We start from the raw sequence: 15,338 nt of genomic DNA, 5'->3' as shown, positions 1-15,338 counted from the left end.
CGATCGGTCAGCGCCGGATACCGGCGACCAGCTCCTCCCAGTTGCGGTGGGCGATGCGCTCGCGGTCCTCTTCGGAGACCGGTGCCTCCTCCAGGAACCGGCGGGCGGATCCGGCGCGCTCGCGGTTGAACGGGTAATCCGAGGCGTACATGATCCGCTCGGCGCCCACCGTCTCCAGGCTCCACCGCAGGTACTTGGGGCTGGAGATGCCGCCGGGGGTGATGAAGATGTTGGTACGGAAGTACTCCGCGACCGGGCGCCGCAGGCCGGTGAGCCGGTCGATGGCCGCGACGCGGTCGAGGTAGAACAGCACGACCTCGCCCCAGTGCCCGAGGATGAGCTGCAGCCCGGGGAACCGGTCGAAGACGCCGGCGAGGATCATCCGGAGCACGGTCAGCCCGGCGTCGTAGTGCCAGCCGAACGCGCCGGTGGCCAGCATGCTGTCCACCGGCGTGCCGAAACCGCGGTAGTAGGCCTCGGTGACGGCCGGGAACGGAACGCTGGGATGGAGGTAGACGGGGGCACGCAGGTCTTCCGCGGCCTCGTAGATGTCCCAGAACTCCGGCGCGTCCAGCGATCGGCCGCCGGAGTTCGCGTTGACCAGCGCGCCGTCGAATCCGAGTTCGCCGACCGCGCGCCGCAGTTCGTCGGCGGCGGCCGCCGGGGCGGGGGTGGCCAGTGCCGCGAACCCCCGGAACCGGCCGGGGTGGCGGCGCACGGCGGCGGCGAGGACGTCGTTCGCGGGCCCCTGCAGGGCGACCGCCTCCGCCGCGTCGAGGTTCTGCAGGCCCGGGGTCGTGAGGGACAACACGGACGTGTCGATCCCGGCGTCGTCCATGGCGGCGACGCGCGCGTCACCGAGGTCCAGCAGCGCCGGCGTGAGCTCACTGGCCACGGCCCACCGCATCATCGGCTCGGTCAGGCCGGGGTCGCGCCGCCGCCACGCGTCGATCACGTCTTCGGTGACGAAGTGCTCTTCGAGTGCGTAGAGCTTCATCGGAACTCAGCCACGGACGGTCTTCAGCGCGCCGGCCCACGACTCCAGCTGGTCGAAGAGGACGGTCGCGGCGTCGTCGTGCACCGCGGACGGGGTGAACGCCGAGAAGTTCTCGAAGTCGGTGAACAACGAGAACGACAGCTGCTGGCGCACGTGGGCCAGCTGCAGCTCGCTCGCGATCGCCCGCAGGTGCTCGATCGCCCGCGTTCCGCCGAGCGAGCCGTACGACACGAAGGCGGCGGCCTTGTTGTTCCACTCGGCGTAGAGGTAGTCGATGGCGTTCTTCAGCACCCCCGACGTGGAGTGGTTGTACTCCGGGGTGACGAAGACGTACCCGTCGTACTCGGCGATCTTGGCGGCCCAGGCCTTCGTGTGCTCGCCGGCGTAGGCGCCCCGGCTCGCCGGCACGGCCTCGTCCAGGTGCGGCAGCGGGTAGTCGAGCAGGTCGATCAGCTCGTAGCCGGCGCGGGTGCGCTCCTTGGCCTTGGCCAGCACCCAGTCCGCCACGGCCGCGCCCTTGCGGCCGGGCCGGGTGCTGCCGAGGATGACGGCGAGCTTCAGATCGCTCATGGTGGGGCCTCCGGAATCAGGTTGACTTGAATCTTCAAGTCAACCTAGCGGCCTCGACTTGAAAGTTCAAGTCAGTACACTCCTGCCATGCCTGCCCGGGAAAAGTGGCTCTCCGACGACCAGCTCGCGGCGTGGCGCGGGTTCATGAAGCTCCTGCAGAGACTGCCCGCCGCACTGGAGTCGCAGCTGCAGCAGGACTCGAAGCTCAGCTTCCTCGAGTACTACGTGCTGGCCCACCTGTCCGACCAGCCCGAGCGGCGCCTGCGGATGAGCGAGCTCGCCGTCCTGGCGAACACGGAACTGTCCCGCCTGTCCCACCTGATCGGACGGCTCGAGAAGCGCGGCTTCGTGTACCGCGAACCCGACCCCGGAAACGGGCGCTACACGCGGGCGGTCCTGACCGACGCGGGTCAGGCCTACCTCGCGGAAGCGGCACCCGGACACGTCGCCCGGGTGCAAAGTCTGTTTGTCGACGTTCTGACGCCCGACGAGCTGCGCACGCTGCACGGGATTTCCGAGGCTGTGCTCGCGCGCATCGACCGGGACCAGCTCAGCGCAGTACGGCCGCCAGCAGGTCCGCGCCCAGCGCCGTCAGGTCGGGCACGTTGAGGCTGTAGCGGACGTAACGACCGTGCCGGCGGGTCGTGAGCAGGCCCGCGCGGCGCAGGACGGCGAGGTGGCGGGACACCTCCGGGGGTGAGAGTTTCCAGGCGTGGGCCAGTTCGCCGGTGGTGTGCGGGCCGCGGGCCAGGGTGCGCAGCAGCCGCAGCCGGACCGGGTGCGCGAGGGCCTCCAGCCGCAGCGTGACCGTTTCCAGCGAAACCGGCTCCGAGGGACCCGCCTCGGCGACGGGGTACTGCACCACCGGCCGCCACCCGGGCGCGTGGACCGCCACCAGGTGCGGGCGGCCGAAGACGCTGGGGAGGAACGTGACCCCGGCACCGTGGGCGGCGGTTGCGTTGTCCTGCAGCTTGTCCACGACGATGCTGGTGCCGTCCGGCGCCAGGGTGACCGCGCCGGAAACCGACGCGAGGGCCGCTCCGATGCCTTGGCGCCGCAGCAGGTCGTTCTTCAGGCGCAGGTCGGTGGCGAGCTGCCCGGAGATGCCCGTCCAGGCCGCGTCGAAGAACGCCTCGGCGCACTGCTCGAGGGTGTGCCGCACCCGCGCCCGCACGGCCGCGGGGTCCGCGAGCAGCCGTTCCGCGAAGGCCTCCTGGAGCGCGCCGCGGGCCTGGGCGAGGTCCAGGGCCCGCTCACGCGCCGTCGCGTCGGCGAGCGGTGACGGTGCGCCGAAGTGGACCCGGTTGCTGCCGCACGTGGTGACGAGCGCGGCGGTCACGTAGGTCTCGTCGTCGATCCGGTCCACATCGTCCAGCTCTTCGGCGAGGGTCGGCCGCGGACGGGCGGGGACCAGGAAGTCGGCCCGTGAGGAACGCCAGAGGAACTCCGCCTCCCGGAGCCGCTCGGCCAGCTCCGGCCGCAGCCCGGCCCAGACGTCCCCGGCCCAGCCGGCGAGCTGCGGGTGGTGCCCGGGCTCGGCCAGCACGTGCAGCATCGCGGTCAGCTCGGCCAGCGGCGAGGCGGCGAACCGCAGCCGCTCGACCGGCAGCCCGGCGATGTCGATCCTCAACGTCATCCCCTCATCATCGCTGGTGGGATGGCCGGCGACCGCGTCGGTTGACGGTGTCCGTCAACCGGCGTGGTCCGCCCGGCGGCCCACCGCACCGTGGACCCATGGCGACCACCACCAAGATCCGGCCCCGAGCCCTCGTCCGCGCCTCCGGCGGCCCCCGCTACGCCGTGGCGCTGGCCGTGGACGCGCTGGGCACCGGCATGCTGCGGCCGTTTCTGCTCCTCTACGGGGTGACGGTGCTGGGGCTGACCGCGTCGGTCACCGGCGTCGCCATGACGGCCGGCATCGTCGTGGGCCTGGTGTGCCTGCCCGCGGTGGGCCGGTGGCTGGACCGGGGCGCGCGCAGCACGGTCGTGGCGGCGTCGATGCTGGTGCGGGTGCTGGGCGTGGCACTGCTGCTGGCCGCCCCGGCCGGGTACACCGGGCTGTTCGCGACGGCGGCGCTCTTCCTCGGCATCGGCAACCAGGCGTGGCCGGCCGCCCATGCGGCCTTGGTGGCCACGGTCGCGCACGGCCGGGAACGCGACGCCGCGCTCGCGGCCGCCCGCGCGCTGCGCAACGCCGGCCTGGGTGCGGGTGCGCTCGTCGCCACCGCGTGCCTCGCGGGCGGCACCACCGCGTTGCAGGTACTGGCCGCCGGCACCGGGCTCGCCTATCTCGCCGCGGCGGCCTTGGCGTGGTCGGTCCGCCTCCGCGCCCACCCGGCCGCTCCCCCGGCCGAGGACCACGACGGCGGGCCGGCGCCCCGGATGCGCGCGCTGCTGGCCGCCAACGTGATCTACGTCTTCTGCCTCAACGTCCCCGAAATCGCGCTGCCGCTGGTCCTGGTCACCGAGCTGCACGCGTCCCCGGTGTGGTCGGCGGCCGTCTTCGTCGCGAACACCGTGCTGGTGGTCACCCTGCAGGTTCCGGTCACCGTCCTGCTGTCCCGCTTCGCCCGGCGGACCGTGCTGGCTCTCGCCGGCGTGGTGCTCACCGCGTCCTACCTCGGTTTCCTGGCGGCCACGTCCCTGGGCCACGGCTGGGCCGCCCCGGCGATCGCCGCGGTGTCCGTGGTCTGCACCCTCGGCGAGATCGGCTACGCGGGCAGCGCGACCGCGCTCGTCACCGCCCTCACCCCGGCGCCGGTCCTGGGACGCGCCCTCGCGCGCTTCCAGCTCTCCACCGGCTTCGGCCTCGCCGTTTCCCCGGCGGTCATCACGACCCTCGGCTCCCGCGGCCCGGCCGCCCTCTGGGGCGGACTCGCCGCCACGACGCTCTTCGCGGCCGCCACCGTGGCTAGAGACCCAGGTCGCGGCCGACGATCTCCTTCATGATCTCCGTGGTGCCGCCGTAGATGGTGGAGATGCGCGAGTCGAGGTAGTCGTGCGCGATGCGGTATTCGAGCATGTAGCCGTAACCGCCGTGCAACTGCAGGCACCGCCCGACAACGTCGACGTACTGCTCCGTGGTCCAGAACTTCGCCGCCGCGGCGTCCACAGCGGACAGTTCGCCGCGGGAGTGCCGGGCGAGCAGGTCGTCGACGTAGCTGCGGCTGACCCGCACGGCGGTGACCATCTCCGCCAGCTCGAAGCGCGTGTTCTGGAACGAGCCGATCGGCTTGCCGAACGCCGTGCGCTGCTTGACGTAGTCCAGGGTGCGCTCCAGCACGCCCTCGGACGAGGCCACGGCGTTGGCAGCGATCGAGATCCGCTCCTGCGGCAGGTTGCGCATCAGGCCGGGGAAGCCCGCCCCCTCCTCGCCGAGCAGGTTGGCGGCGGGCACGCGGACACCCTGGAAGAACAGCTCGCTGGTGTCCTGGGCGTGCAGGCCGATCTTCTCCAGGTTGCGGCCGCGGGAAAAGCCGGCGCGATCGGCCTCGATCACCAGCAGGCTGAGCCCGCCGTGGCGGTCCGGGCCGGTCCGGACCGCGGTGACGACGAGGTCGGCGTTCTGGCCGTTGGAGATGAAGACCTTGCTGCCGTCGACGACGTAGTCGTCCCCGTCGCGGACGGCGGTGGTGCTGATCCCGGCCAGGTCGCTGCCGGTGCCGGGCTCGGTCATCGCGATCGCGACGACGAGCTCCCCGGCGGCGATCCCGGGCAGCCAGCGGGCCTTCTGCTCGTCGTCGGTCAGGTCGGTGAAGTAGGGCACGACGATGTCGTTGGACAGCGCCACGCAGGCGAGCCCGTCCGACACCGGGTGCCGCGAGAACTCCTCGCCGATCACGGCGTTGAAGCGGTAGTCGGTGATGCCGCCCCCGCCGTACTCCTCGGGGATCGAGAAGCCGAGGATCCCGGCGCGGGCGGCCTCCCGGAAGAGCTCACGGTCGACCTTCCCCTCCGCCTTCCAGCGCTCGGCGTGGGGCGCGGCGTGCTTGTCGACGAACGCGCGGACCGTGTCCCGCAGGAGCTCGTGGTCGTCCTCGTAGAGCGGCCGCTTGACAGGGAAGACAGGGGTCACACGAACTCCTCGGCGTGGCGAACGGGTTTCGGCCGGCGCCGCCCTTGCTGACCGGCACCCAGCTTCGATATGTTAACGAGAAATCGCACCAGTGGACAAGCTCGGGCCCGATGTCGTGACCCCAAGTCCAGGCCAGACCGCAGAGATGCACGAACACGCCTCCAAGGAAGCAGGTATGTAAATGAGCAATCTCAGCAGAAGGAGTGTCTTGTCCCTCGGTGCGGCCCTGGGGCTCGCGGGTGTGGCGAGCACGACCGCTCCGGCGTGGGCCTGGTCGCCGGCGGGCTCGGTGGCCGGCACCGGTTCGGGAGCCGACCCGTGGCAGGTCTGGGACGACCCGGTCGACGGCCTGCTGGCGGCGCTTCTCGACAACGGCCAGGTGCCGGCGGTCAACGCCGCGCTGGCGTCGTGGGCGAACAACAACGACCCGCTGCCCAGTGGCTTGCCGGCCGCCCTCGCCGCCCACCTGCAGCAGGCCAAGAACCTGCCCTCCTGGGCCGACCGCGCCAAGCTCCGGCTCGCCGCCGACTTCAACCGGCGCAAGGACACCTACCTGTTCATGCTCTACGGCCTCGGCAGCGGCATCATGAGCACGGTGATCCCGCGGGAGGCCGAGTCGGTCTACTGGTCCGCGGGCGGCGCCAACATGAAGGACCGCGCGGCCAAGACCTTCACGTTCGGCTACGACCTGAGCGAGCTGACCGCCTACGAGCCCGCCGGTCAGTTCGTCGTCACCGCCAACAAGACGCGGCTGGTGCACGCCGCGGTGCGTCACCTGCTGCCGCAGTCGGCGCACTGGCGCGCGGCCACGGACACGCCGACCCCGATCAGCAACGGCGACATCCTGGTCACCTTCCACAGCCTGGGCACCTTCGTGCACCGGAAGCTGGTCGAATGGCGGGTTCCGATGACGGCCGCGGAGGAGGACGCCTTCCTGCACCTGTGGCAGGTCGCCATCCACCTGCTCGGGGTGCGGGACGAGTTCATCCCGAAGACGTGGGCCGACGCGGACGCGCAGTCGGCGTACGCGCTAACGCCGATCCTCGCCCCGACGACCGAGGGCAAGGAGCTGGCCAAGGACCTGCTGGGCCTGACCGCGCAGGTCGACCTGGGCGTCACCCGCGGGTTCCTCAACGAGTTCGTGCGCTACGTGCTGAACGACAAGATCGGCGACTGGCTCTCCCTGCCCCGCGACTACGCGGCGGCCACCCTGGTCCGGACCGGGTGGCCGGCCTACATCGCCTTCCGCGAGGGGCTGCTGCCCGTCGCGCCGGTCGGGTTCTACATGTTCGACCAGTTCGTGCGCGCGCTGGCGATGCTGTTCCTCAACAACGGGACCTCACCGACCAGCACGACCATCGTGATCCCCACCGGGAACCGGCCCGGCGCCTGACGCCGGGAGTCCCAGCGCACCCACGACCAGGGCGGTGACGGCGGCGCGGTGGTCCGGGGTGTCCTGCCACCGCAGCCGCCGCCCGGCCTCGACCACCACGCCGAACCCCGCGTGCACCAGGGCCCGGGCCTGGCGCGGGTCGAGGTCCGGGCGGACCAGCCGCAGCTGCTGCTCCCAGATGGCGATGTGCTCGCGTTGAGCGACGGCCAAGGGGCGCTGCAGATCGGCGGGCAAGCCGGCGAGCTCGGCGTCGGCGACGCTGGTGAGCGCGGTGTGCTCGAAGCTGTAGGCCACGTACGTCGCCGCCAGCGCGACCACGGCGTCGTGCGGGCCGGCCACCCCGTGCAGGTTCTGTTCCACCGACTGGGCCAGCAGTCCCGCGGCCTGCAGGCAGGCCGCGGCGAGGATGTCGGCCTTGCCGGGGAAGTGGCGGTAGAGCGTCGACGGGACCAGCCCCGCGGCCTCGGCGATCCGGCCGTTCGTGACGGTGGCGAAGCCGTCCCGTTCGAACAGCGGGACGGCGGCGGCGAGGATCTCCGCGCGCCGGGTGCGCGGCACGGGCAGGACGGGCAGCTCGACCGGGCGCGCCCGGTCGACGGGTACCGCGGGGCTGGTCGCGACCACGCGCAGAGCGGACGCCAGCAGCAGGTCCTCGGCCCGGCGCGGGGCGATCGAGGTGCGGTGCATCGTGATCGAGGCGATCGCGCCGAGGGCCGCCGCGGCCCGCAGGTGCTCACCGGGCAGCGGGTGCTCGCGCCGCACCACCTCGGTCACCCGCTCGACGACGTGGGTGAACTTCGCCTTGAGAACCCGGCGGTCGCCGCGCTCGAGGTACCGCGCCTCCCACCGGTACACCCCGCCCGACGCGCGATGGGCGACGGTGACCCGGGTGACGGCGGCGAGCAGGTCCGCCAGGGCCGCCTCGGCCGGCACCTCGTCGACCGCGGCCACGAGCCGGTCCGCCATCACGTTCGCGCACTCGGCGAACAGCGCGTACTTGTTCGGGAAGTGCCGGTACAGGGCCGCCGCGGTGATGCCCACGGTCGTGGCGATCTCCTCCATGGACGCGGCGTGGTAACCGCGCTCGCTGAACACCCGTCCCGCCGCGTCGACGATGAGCTGCTTGCGGTTGCGCGGCCGGGTGGCCGCGGGCGACTCGGCGGTCATGCGAACGGACGCGGGAACAGGGCCATGCGTGCCAGTCAATCACGCCATCCCGGACCGTCGGGATGGACGAGGTCGTAGGCACGGGAGACCTTCCGGGGAACCACCATCCGCCACGCGTCCACGACGAGCTCGCGGGCCTCGGCCGGGTCCAGCGCGGCGAGCTCGGCGTGGACCCAGTTGAACCGCATGTCCGCCTCCGACGGCAGCCGGAACTTCCCCGGCTCGCCGGCGACGAGCGCGGCACGCTCCTCCTTCGGGTACGCGAACCCCATCACCAGCTCGTCGAGGGAGAACGCGACGTAGACGATCTGCTTGACCCGGAACTTCAACCGGCCGCGCACGTACACCGGGTAGGACCGCTCGAGCTCCGAGCCCAGCGCGAGCACATCCCCGGCAACCGCCATGACCCACCTCCCCCGCCCCCAGAACGTAGCGCGGGCGGGACGGGTGAGCGAGACTGCGTCGATGGTTTCCGAGTACACCCAGAGCGACCGGTTCCGCGGCGCTCGTATCCACCTGTGCAACCTGGACGGCCTCGAGATCCGCGACTGCGAGGTGACCGGCCTGAAGATCGTCGACTGCTACGGCAGCGACGTCTCCCTCGGCGGTCTCTTCGAGCGCGTCGTCGTCAACGACGTCGACGTGACCGCCTACGTCGAGGCCGAGCTCGACCGCCGCCACCCCGCGCGGGTGCTGGCGCGGGAGGCGGCGTCGCCCGAGGACTACCGGGCGGCGTGGGACGCCGTCGAGACCCTGTGGGACGCGACGCTGGAGCGGGCGAAGCTGTTGCCCGAAGCCAAACTGCACGAGCGGGTCGACGGCGAGTGGTCGTTCGTCGAGACCCACCGGCACCTGCTGCTCGCCGCCGACGCCTGGCTCGGCAACGCCGTGCTCGAGGAGGAGGCGCCCTACCACCCGCTGGGCTACCCCCACGGCGGGATGCCGCCCGAGGAGTCGGCGAAGCTCGGCCTCACCCTCGAAGCCACCCCGACGCTCGAGGAGGTGCTCGCGCCGCGGCTCGCCCGGATGGCCGTGATGCGCCGGGTCGTCGACGGGCTCACCGCGGCCGAGCTCGACCGGGTGTGCGGCCGCAAGCCGGCCGACCCGTATCCCGACCAGGAGTACGTCGTGCGCCGCTGCCTCAAGGTCGTGCTGAAGGAAGAGGCCGAGCACCACCGTTACGCGGTGCGCGACCTCGCGGTGCTCGAGGCGGGTGGGCCCGAACGCCAGCAGTGAAATGGGTGCTCACTGGGGCGCGCGGTACGGGCGCTCGTAGCCGGTCCGGTCGTGGAACTTGGTGATGTCCCCCTTGCCGTCCTGCTTGAGACGCGGGTACTCGGTCTCGTCGAACACGTTGTCCGGGCGCCGGTACGGGTAGACGTCGTGGCCCTTGCCGGGGTGGCTGGGGAAGACCACGTGCGTCTTGCCGGCCTCGGAGTTCTTGGCGAAGGTGTCGGAGACGTAGTCCCACTTCTCCTGGACCAGCGGCCGCTTCGGGTCGTTGGGGTCCTTGATCCACCCGGGCATCTTCACGTTGTTGTCCTTGAGGGTGCCCTCGAGGGTGTTACCACCGTGCTGCTTCGCGATCTGGGTGGCCTTGTCCTCCATCGACCCGAGGTACTTGTCCGGGTTCTGCTTCCCGGGCACCCGCTCCATGTGCCCGCCGGACCAGAAGAAGTGCTTGTCGGCCTTCAGCATCTTGTCGAGCTCCGGCTTGAACTTGTCGAACTCTTCCTTGGTCATGTTGTCGATGCGGATGGGCTGCTTCCGCGGGCTCTTCCGCGTAGCCGGCTGGACCCCCTGCTTCTTCTTGTTCCGGTCCCGCAGCCGCTTCGCGCGGTCCTTCACCTTCCCCTTGAAACACCGCTGGGGCGCGAGGCCGAGCGGGTCGCTCTCGAGCAGCGGCTGGTCGACGTAACCGACGGGGTTGGGCGCGGCGGCCAGGCCCAGCGGGTCCTGGCTGAGGTACCGCGTGGTCCGGGGGTCGTAGTACCGGAAGACGTTGTAGTGCAGCCCGGTCTCCTCGTCGCGGCACTGACCGGGGAACGCCAGCGGCATCGCCGCGGTGTCGGCACCGGCCAGCGGCACACCCCAGAAACTGCTGCGGTCCTGCCAGACCAGGGTTCCGCGCTCGTCGAGCAGCTCGGTCGGCGTCCCGGCGGGCGAGGTGATCACCACCCGGAACCGGGCCTGTTCGACGACACCGGTGTGCTCGACCTGCACGACGGGACGGTCGTCGTCGAAGCGCTCCCAGGTGAGGAACCGGTAGGACCCATCCGCGGGGCGGTGCTCCACCTGCTCGACGAGGTTCAGCTCGCTCCACAGGTACCGGACGTCCAGGGTGAGCTCGGGCTCGCCGTCCGGGCCGGTCACCCAGCAGCGCTTGGCGAACCGCCGCCCGATCGGGTCGTAGTGGTAGGTCCAGAGCGCACCGTCGGGCGTGCGCGCGGAGCGCAGCCGGTCGAGGTGGTCCCACCCGTAGCCGCACGACCGGTCGGCGTGGCGCCAGCCGGTGACGCGGCCCTGCTCGTCGCCGTCGAAGTGGATGTCCCCGATGCGGGCGAGCCGGTTGCCCTCGTAGTCGCGCGAGCCCGCCGGCGACGGGGCCGTCGCCGCGGTGATGTTGCCCGCGGCGTCGCGGGTGAACCGTTCCGCCACGCCCGGCCCGTGCGCCTCGCTGACCCGGCCGGCCGCGTCGTAGGACAGCTGCCACGGCCGGATCGTGTCGTCGACCCCGGCGAGCCTGCCGTCCGGCCGGTAGCGGTAGGTGCGCCGCCCGACCCCGGCGACGTCCTCCTCGGCGAGCCGGTCCTCCTCGTCGAACCGCCGCCGCAGCACCACCGCACCGTCGACGCTGCGGACGACCTCCCGCCCGGCGTCGTCGTAGGCGAATCCGACGTCGTGACCGGCGATCCGCAGCGACCGGGGCCGCCCGGAGCCGTCGAGGCGCCACTCACTGTCCACACCGGACGAAGTCCGCCGGACGACCGCGCCGTCCTCGTCGCGCCAGGCCACCCCGAGCCCGTTGATCGTGTCGGTGACGACCCGGTCGCCGCCGTCGCGGCGGATCTCGACCCGCGACTCGGCGTTCTCGGCGACGACCAGCCGGCCGAGCGCGTCGTAGCCGTAGCTCGTGACGTCGTCGGGGGTCCGCCGCGCCACGACGTTGCCCTCGAGGTCGTAGTCGTACTCGACCACCTGGCCGGCGCCGGTGGTCATCCGCCGCAGCTGTCCCGCCGCGTCGTGGGCGTAGGTGGTCCGCCGTCCGTCGAAGTCGGTCTCTTCGACGAGCCGTCCCGCGGCGTCGCGGACGTAGTGCCAGGTGAGGCCGGCCGGGCTGGTCACCGAGGTGAGCCGCAGCTCCCCGTCGTAGGTGAACAGCGTGCGCGCGCCCGCGGCGTCGGTCTCCTCCAGCACCAGGCCGAACGGCCCGTGCTTGCGGCGCCGCGCGGCGCCCGCCGCGTCGCGGTACTCGACGACGTTGCCTTCCGCGTCGTGCACCCACGTCTCGCGGCCGCCCTGCGGGCCGAGCCGCCAGGCGCGGCGGCCGTCGGCGGTCCAGCCCAGCCGCGCGGCCCCGCCGGACGCCGTGTGCGCGAGGCGCGGGCGGCCGTACACGTCGCGGTCGCCGGGACGGGCCGCCCGGTCGGTCACGGGAGCGTCCTCGAACGGGTCGGGCGACTCCAGGACGTCCACCGGCAGCCCGTTGCCGAGCAGGGTGGTGACCGGGTCGAAGTCGAACACCAGCCGCTCGATCACGTCGTCGCCTTCGCCGGCCTGCAGCCACACGGCGCCGTCTTCGGCCGGGGTCAGCCGCACGGCGGGCGCTCCGGGGCGGTGCACGGCAACCAGCCCGTCGTCGTCGTAGTCGTAACGGGTCTCGCGGCCCAGTTCGTCCACTTGGGACAGCAGTTCGTCCCGCCGGTTCCACTCGTAGCGCCGGGAGTTGCCGAGCGGGTCGATGCGCTCGACCAGCTGGCGGGCCGCGTTCAGGCGGTAGGTCCAGGTGTGGCCGAGGGCGTCGGTGTGCCGGGTCGCGCCGGGCTCGTAGGCGAAGGCCGCGTTGTAGTAACCGTTCGCGCCCACTGCGCGGACACAGCGGCCCGCGTTGTCGTAGACGTAGCGGTACCAGGTGCCGACCCGGTCCTGCCAGCCGACGAGCCGGTGGTCGAAGTCGTAGTCGAGCGCCATCGAGCGGCCCGCGAAGTCCGTCACCGTGCTCAGCTGGGTGTGCCGGTTGTACGAGAACCGCACCACCGGCGGCTGCTCCGGCGCCCCCAGCGCGACGATCCTCCCCCGCGCGGTGCTGACCAGGATCTCGACGCCGCCGGGCCGGCGGAGCCTCGTGGGTGCACCGTCGGCGGCGTAGTCGAATTCGGTGCGCTCGCCGTCCTGCTCGATGGCCGTGACCGGCAGAACGCCGCCGGTACCGGCGAAATGCAGCTCGCGGTCGCCGAGCGAGAGCCGGAAACCCTGCGCCACCCGGCGAAGCCGGTGCCGCGGGCCCTGCACCGGCAGCACGGGCTCCTCGCCCGGGACGGGGTAGTCCAGCACCATGCCGTCTTCGGCGTGGAACCGGACCCGGTTCGCGTCGAGCTTCAGCCGCTGGTCCCAAGTGGACGTCCACGATGGACCGAACCACCGGCCGGCCCGGTAGGACGACAGGTGCGTACGGGAGATCTCCAGGTCCGCGCCCGCGCCGGGCAGGGTGAGGTCGACCTGGGTCATCACGACCTCACCGGTCGCGACGTCGATCGGGTCACCGCAGTAGTTCTTCGACTCGTCGGGCGCCGAACGGTCCGGGTTGTCCTTCGTCTTGGTGTCGTTCTTGCCGCCCTTTCCGCCCTTGCCACCGCCGTTCCCGGCGCCGCTGGTGTTCGTCTGGTCGTTGTCGTTCTTGTGGCCGTTGTCCGGGCCGTTCTTGTCTCCGCCGCCGTCGCCGCTCTTGTGGCCGTCGCCGCCCTTGCCGCCCCCCGCGCTGGAGGTCGACGTGGAGTCGTCGTCGTGCGGCTTGTCCTTCTTGCCGCCCGGGCCGTCGGGGCCGCCCTTCTCCTTGATCTTGGGCGGCGGGTCGACCTTGGCGGCCTTGCCGGGCTTGATCTTGCGCAGCGCCTTGGCAGCGTCGTCGAACAGCGTCCCGGCCTTCTTGAGCAGCGGCATCAGGGCCTTGAGCGCCTTGACGAGCTTCTTGGTGATGTCGGCGATCTTCGACGCGGTCTTGGCGACCGCGGCCACGACCTGCGGCACCACCCAGGTCAGGCCGATGCCGAGGGTGAACACCACCTGCAGCGCCCAGCTGATGAGGTGGCCGACGAGCTCGGCGATGATGTCGCGGACGAGCATCCGCACGGCGGCGACGACCTCACCGGCCGTCTTCACCCCGCTGGAAGCCCCTTCGCAGCCCTTCTGGGCGGCGGTCAGGATGTCGACCGTGTCCGAGGCCCGCTGACGGTATTGGTCGGCGGCATTCCCGCTCCACGACTGCAGGTCGGCCTTGACCATGTCGCCCAGGTCCTGGCCGACGGCCCCGAGCTCCTTGGCGACGTTCGCCCACGTCTGGGACTGGGCCTTGATCTGGTCGGCGTCCCCGGTCAGGGCGTCCAGCGCCGCGGAAAGCGGGCCCACGTGCTCGATCAGCCACCCGACCCCCGCGGCGAGGATCGACCCGAAGGGATCCAAGGCCATGGACAGCGCGTCGAGCGCGACCCCGACCGCGCCCATCGCGACCGAGGCCCAGTCGCCGCTCTCGATCCCCTGCTTGAGATCGTTCGCGGACTCCAGCAGCGGCAGCCCGGAAATGGCCGTGGTGGAATCTTCGCGCTGAGCTACCAGCGGGTTCGCCATGGCGTCGGTTCCTTCTCGCGGTTCACTCGATGACCGCCGCAACCACCGGCGTCCACCGTGACGCCGTCGTGCACCCAGGTGCCGCTGACGACTCTCGTGACCGGGCAGCGTCGATCCCCCACCACGGTGACCTTAGCGAGTCTTCCCCGCCAACCGGGGGTGAACAAAACGGAAACTGCACGGAAGTCCCGGCGGAAGAGCCCGTTCGCACCCGCAGGTCAGACCGTTCCGCCCGCGGGCAGGACGAACCGCGTAGGCCGATCGAGGTACGGAGCGCGTTGCTCGATCACCACTCTTGACAAGCTGCCGGAAAAGCACGTACATGAACAATGGTTCAAACCACTCGGCGGCGGGAGTTGATCTATCGTGGTCAGGTTTGGTCGGATCACCGTGGCGCTGGCAGGCGCCGCCCTCTTGGCGAGCATGACGACGGGCACGAGCGCGGCGAGCACCGCCGCCGCGCCGCGCAAGGCGGGGCCGATCAGCGTGGCCTACGTCGAGGTGAACAACAACAGCATGCTGAACGTGGGCAAGTACGCACTGGCCCAAGGCGGCGGCAACGTGTTCGACATCGGCGTCATCTTCGCCGCCAACATCAACTACGACATCGCGGCGAAGTCGGCGTACCTGTACTTCAACCCGAACGTGCAGAACGTTCTCAACAACGTGAGCACCCAGGTCCGCCCGCTGCAGGCCAAGGGCATCAAGGTCATGCTGTCGGTCCTGGGCAACCACCAGGGCGCCGGGTTCGCCAACTTCCCGTCCCAGCAAGCAGCCGCGGCCTTCGCCAAGCAGCTGTCCGACACCGTGACCAAGTACGGCCTCGACGGCATCGACTTCGACGACGAGTACACCGAGTACGGCAACAACGGCACCGGCCAGCCCAACGCCAGCTCGTTCGTCTACCTCGTCACGGCCCTGCGCGCCGCGATGCCGACCAAGCTGATCTCGCTGTACAACATCGGCCCGTCGGCGTCGAGGCTGTCCTACGGCGGCACCGACATCACCTCGAAGTTCAACTACGCCTGGAATCCCTACTACGGCACCTGGGGCGTGCCGAACATCGCGCTCCCCAAGTCCGGGCTCTCCCCCGCGGCGGTCCAGATCGCGGCCACGTCCACCAGCACCGCCGCAAGTCTCGCCCAGCGCACCGTGAGCGAAGGCTACGGCGTGTTCCTGACCTACAACCTCGGCGCCGGCGACTCGCACACCTACATCTCCAGCTTCACCAAGCCCTTGTACGGCAAGGACGCCGTGTACACGAACTAGCCACCTCGCTCTCCTGCTCGGCC

At 71.3% G+C, this 15,338-nt stretch carries 12 protein-coding genes; 5 read left to right on the top strand and 7 right to left on the bottom strand.

Annotated elements, in window-relative coordinates; genetic code table 11:
- Positions 1–7: 7 nt before the first annotated feature.
- The gene (locus ACIOD2_RS47975) at positions 8–997 is read right to left on the bottom strand and encodes an amidohydrolase family protein (protein WP_400552592.1); all 990 of its coding nucleotides are present in this window, start codon (positions 995–997) and stop codon (positions 8–10) included.
- 6 nt (positions 998–1,003) lie between these two features.
- A complete protein-coding gene (locus ACIOD2_RS47970) occupies positions 1,004–1,567 on the bottom strand; it encodes an NADPH-dependent FMN reductase (RefSeq protein ID WP_400552590.1) in 564 nt (187 codons plus the stop codon).
- Between the two features lie 87 nt (positions 1,568–1,654).
- Here ACIOD2_RS47970 and ACIOD2_RS47965 point away from each other — a divergent pair, with 87 nt between their 5' ends.
- Positions 1,655–2,176 (top strand): MarR family winged helix-turn-helix transcriptional regulator, encoded by a 522-nt coding sequence (locus ACIOD2_RS47965; protein ID WP_400552588.1) that lies wholly within the window; start codon positions 1,655–1,657, stop codon positions 2,174–2,176.
- On the opposite strand, the gene ACIOD2_RS47960 is transcribed toward ACIOD2_RS47965, so the two are convergent.
- Positions 2,118–3,203 carry a DUF5937 family protein gene (locus ACIOD2_RS47960; RefSeq protein WP_400552586.1) on the bottom strand — a complete coding sequence of 362 codons (1,086 nt, stop codon included), beginning with the start codon at positions 3,201–3,203 and terminating at the stop codon, positions 2,118–2,120. The genes ACIOD2_RS47965 and ACIOD2_RS47960 overlap by 59 nt on opposite strands.
- 98 nt (positions 3,204–3,301) lie before the next feature.
- On the opposite strand from ACIOD2_RS47960, the gene ACIOD2_RS47955 reads away from it, so the two are divergent.
- Positions 3,302–4,516 carry an MFS transporter gene (locus tag ACIOD2_RS47955; RefSeq protein ID WP_400552583.1) on the top strand — a complete coding sequence of 405 codons (1,215 nt, stop codon included), beginning with the start codon at positions 3,302–3,304 and terminating at the stop codon, positions 4,514–4,516.
- On the opposite strand, the gene ACIOD2_RS47950 is transcribed toward ACIOD2_RS47955, so the two are convergent.
- Positions 4,479–5,642 carry an acyl-CoA dehydrogenase family protein gene (locus tag ACIOD2_RS47950; RefSeq protein WP_400552582.1) on the bottom strand — a complete coding sequence of 388 codons (1,164 nt, stop codon included), beginning with the start codon at positions 5,640–5,642 and terminating at the stop codon, positions 4,479–4,481. The two genes, ACIOD2_RS47955 and ACIOD2_RS47950, sit on opposite strands and share 38 nt — an antisense overlap.
- Before the next feature lie 181 nt (positions 5,643–5,823).
- Here ACIOD2_RS47950 and ACIOD2_RS47945 point away from each other — a divergent pair, with 181 nt between their 5' ends.
- Complete coding sequence (locus ACIOD2_RS47945; protein WP_400552581.1) at positions 5,824–7,035, top strand: oxygenase MpaB family protein; 1,212 nt, start codon at positions 5,824–5,826, stop codon at positions 7,033–7,035.
- On the opposite strand, the gene ACIOD2_RS47940 is transcribed toward ACIOD2_RS47945, so the two are convergent.
- Together ACIOD2_RS47940 and ACIOD2_RS47935 are read right to left on the bottom strand one after the other, a co-directional pair.
- Entirely contained in the window at positions 6,982–8,202 is a 1,221-nt protein-coding gene (locus ACIOD2_RS47940) for a TetR/AcrR family transcriptional regulator (protein ID WP_400552579.1), read from the bottom strand. The two genes, ACIOD2_RS47945 and ACIOD2_RS47940, sit on opposite strands and share 54 nt — an antisense overlap.
- A 35-nt stretch (positions 8,203–8,237) precedes the next feature.
- Entirely contained in the window at positions 8,238–8,606 is a 369-nt protein-coding gene (locus tag ACIOD2_RS47935) for a hypothetical protein (protein WP_400552577.1), read from the bottom strand.
- Positions 8,607–8,667: 61 nt separating this feature from the next.
- Here ACIOD2_RS47935 and ACIOD2_RS47930 point away from each other — a divergent pair, with 61 nt between their 5' ends.
- Positions 8,668–9,438, top strand: a complete 771-nt coding sequence (locus ACIOD2_RS47930) for a DinB family protein (RefSeq protein WP_400552575.1) — start codon at positions 8,668–8,670, stop codon at positions 9,436–9,438.
- A gap of 9 nt (positions 9,439–9,447) precedes the next feature.
- Here the strand turns inward: ACIOD2_RS47930 and ACIOD2_RS47925 are convergent, their stop codons facing one another.
- Positions 9,448–14,046: a DUF6531 domain-containing protein gene (locus ACIOD2_RS47925; protein ID WP_400552573.1), complete on the bottom strand. Its 4,599-nt coding sequence runs from the start codon at positions 14,044–14,046 to the stop codon at positions 9,448–9,450.
- A 423-nt stretch (positions 14,047–14,469) separates the two neighbouring features.
- On the opposite strand from ACIOD2_RS47925, the gene ACIOD2_RS47920 reads away from it, so the two are divergent.
- Positions 14,470–15,315: an endo-beta-N-acetylglucosaminidase H gene (locus ACIOD2_RS47920; protein ID WP_400552571.1), complete on the top strand. Its 846-nt coding sequence runs from the start codon at positions 14,470–14,472 to the stop codon at positions 15,313–15,315.
- The last annotated feature ends 23 nt before the right edge of the window (positions 15,316–15,338 follow it).

Source organism: Amycolatopsis sp. NPDC088138 (genome assembly GCF_044741685.1).
Taxonomy (GTDB): Bacteria; Actinomycetota; Actinomycetes; order Mycobacteriales; family Pseudonocardiaceae; genus Amycolatopsis.
This window is presented reverse-complemented; position numbering and strand designations above follow the sequence as displayed.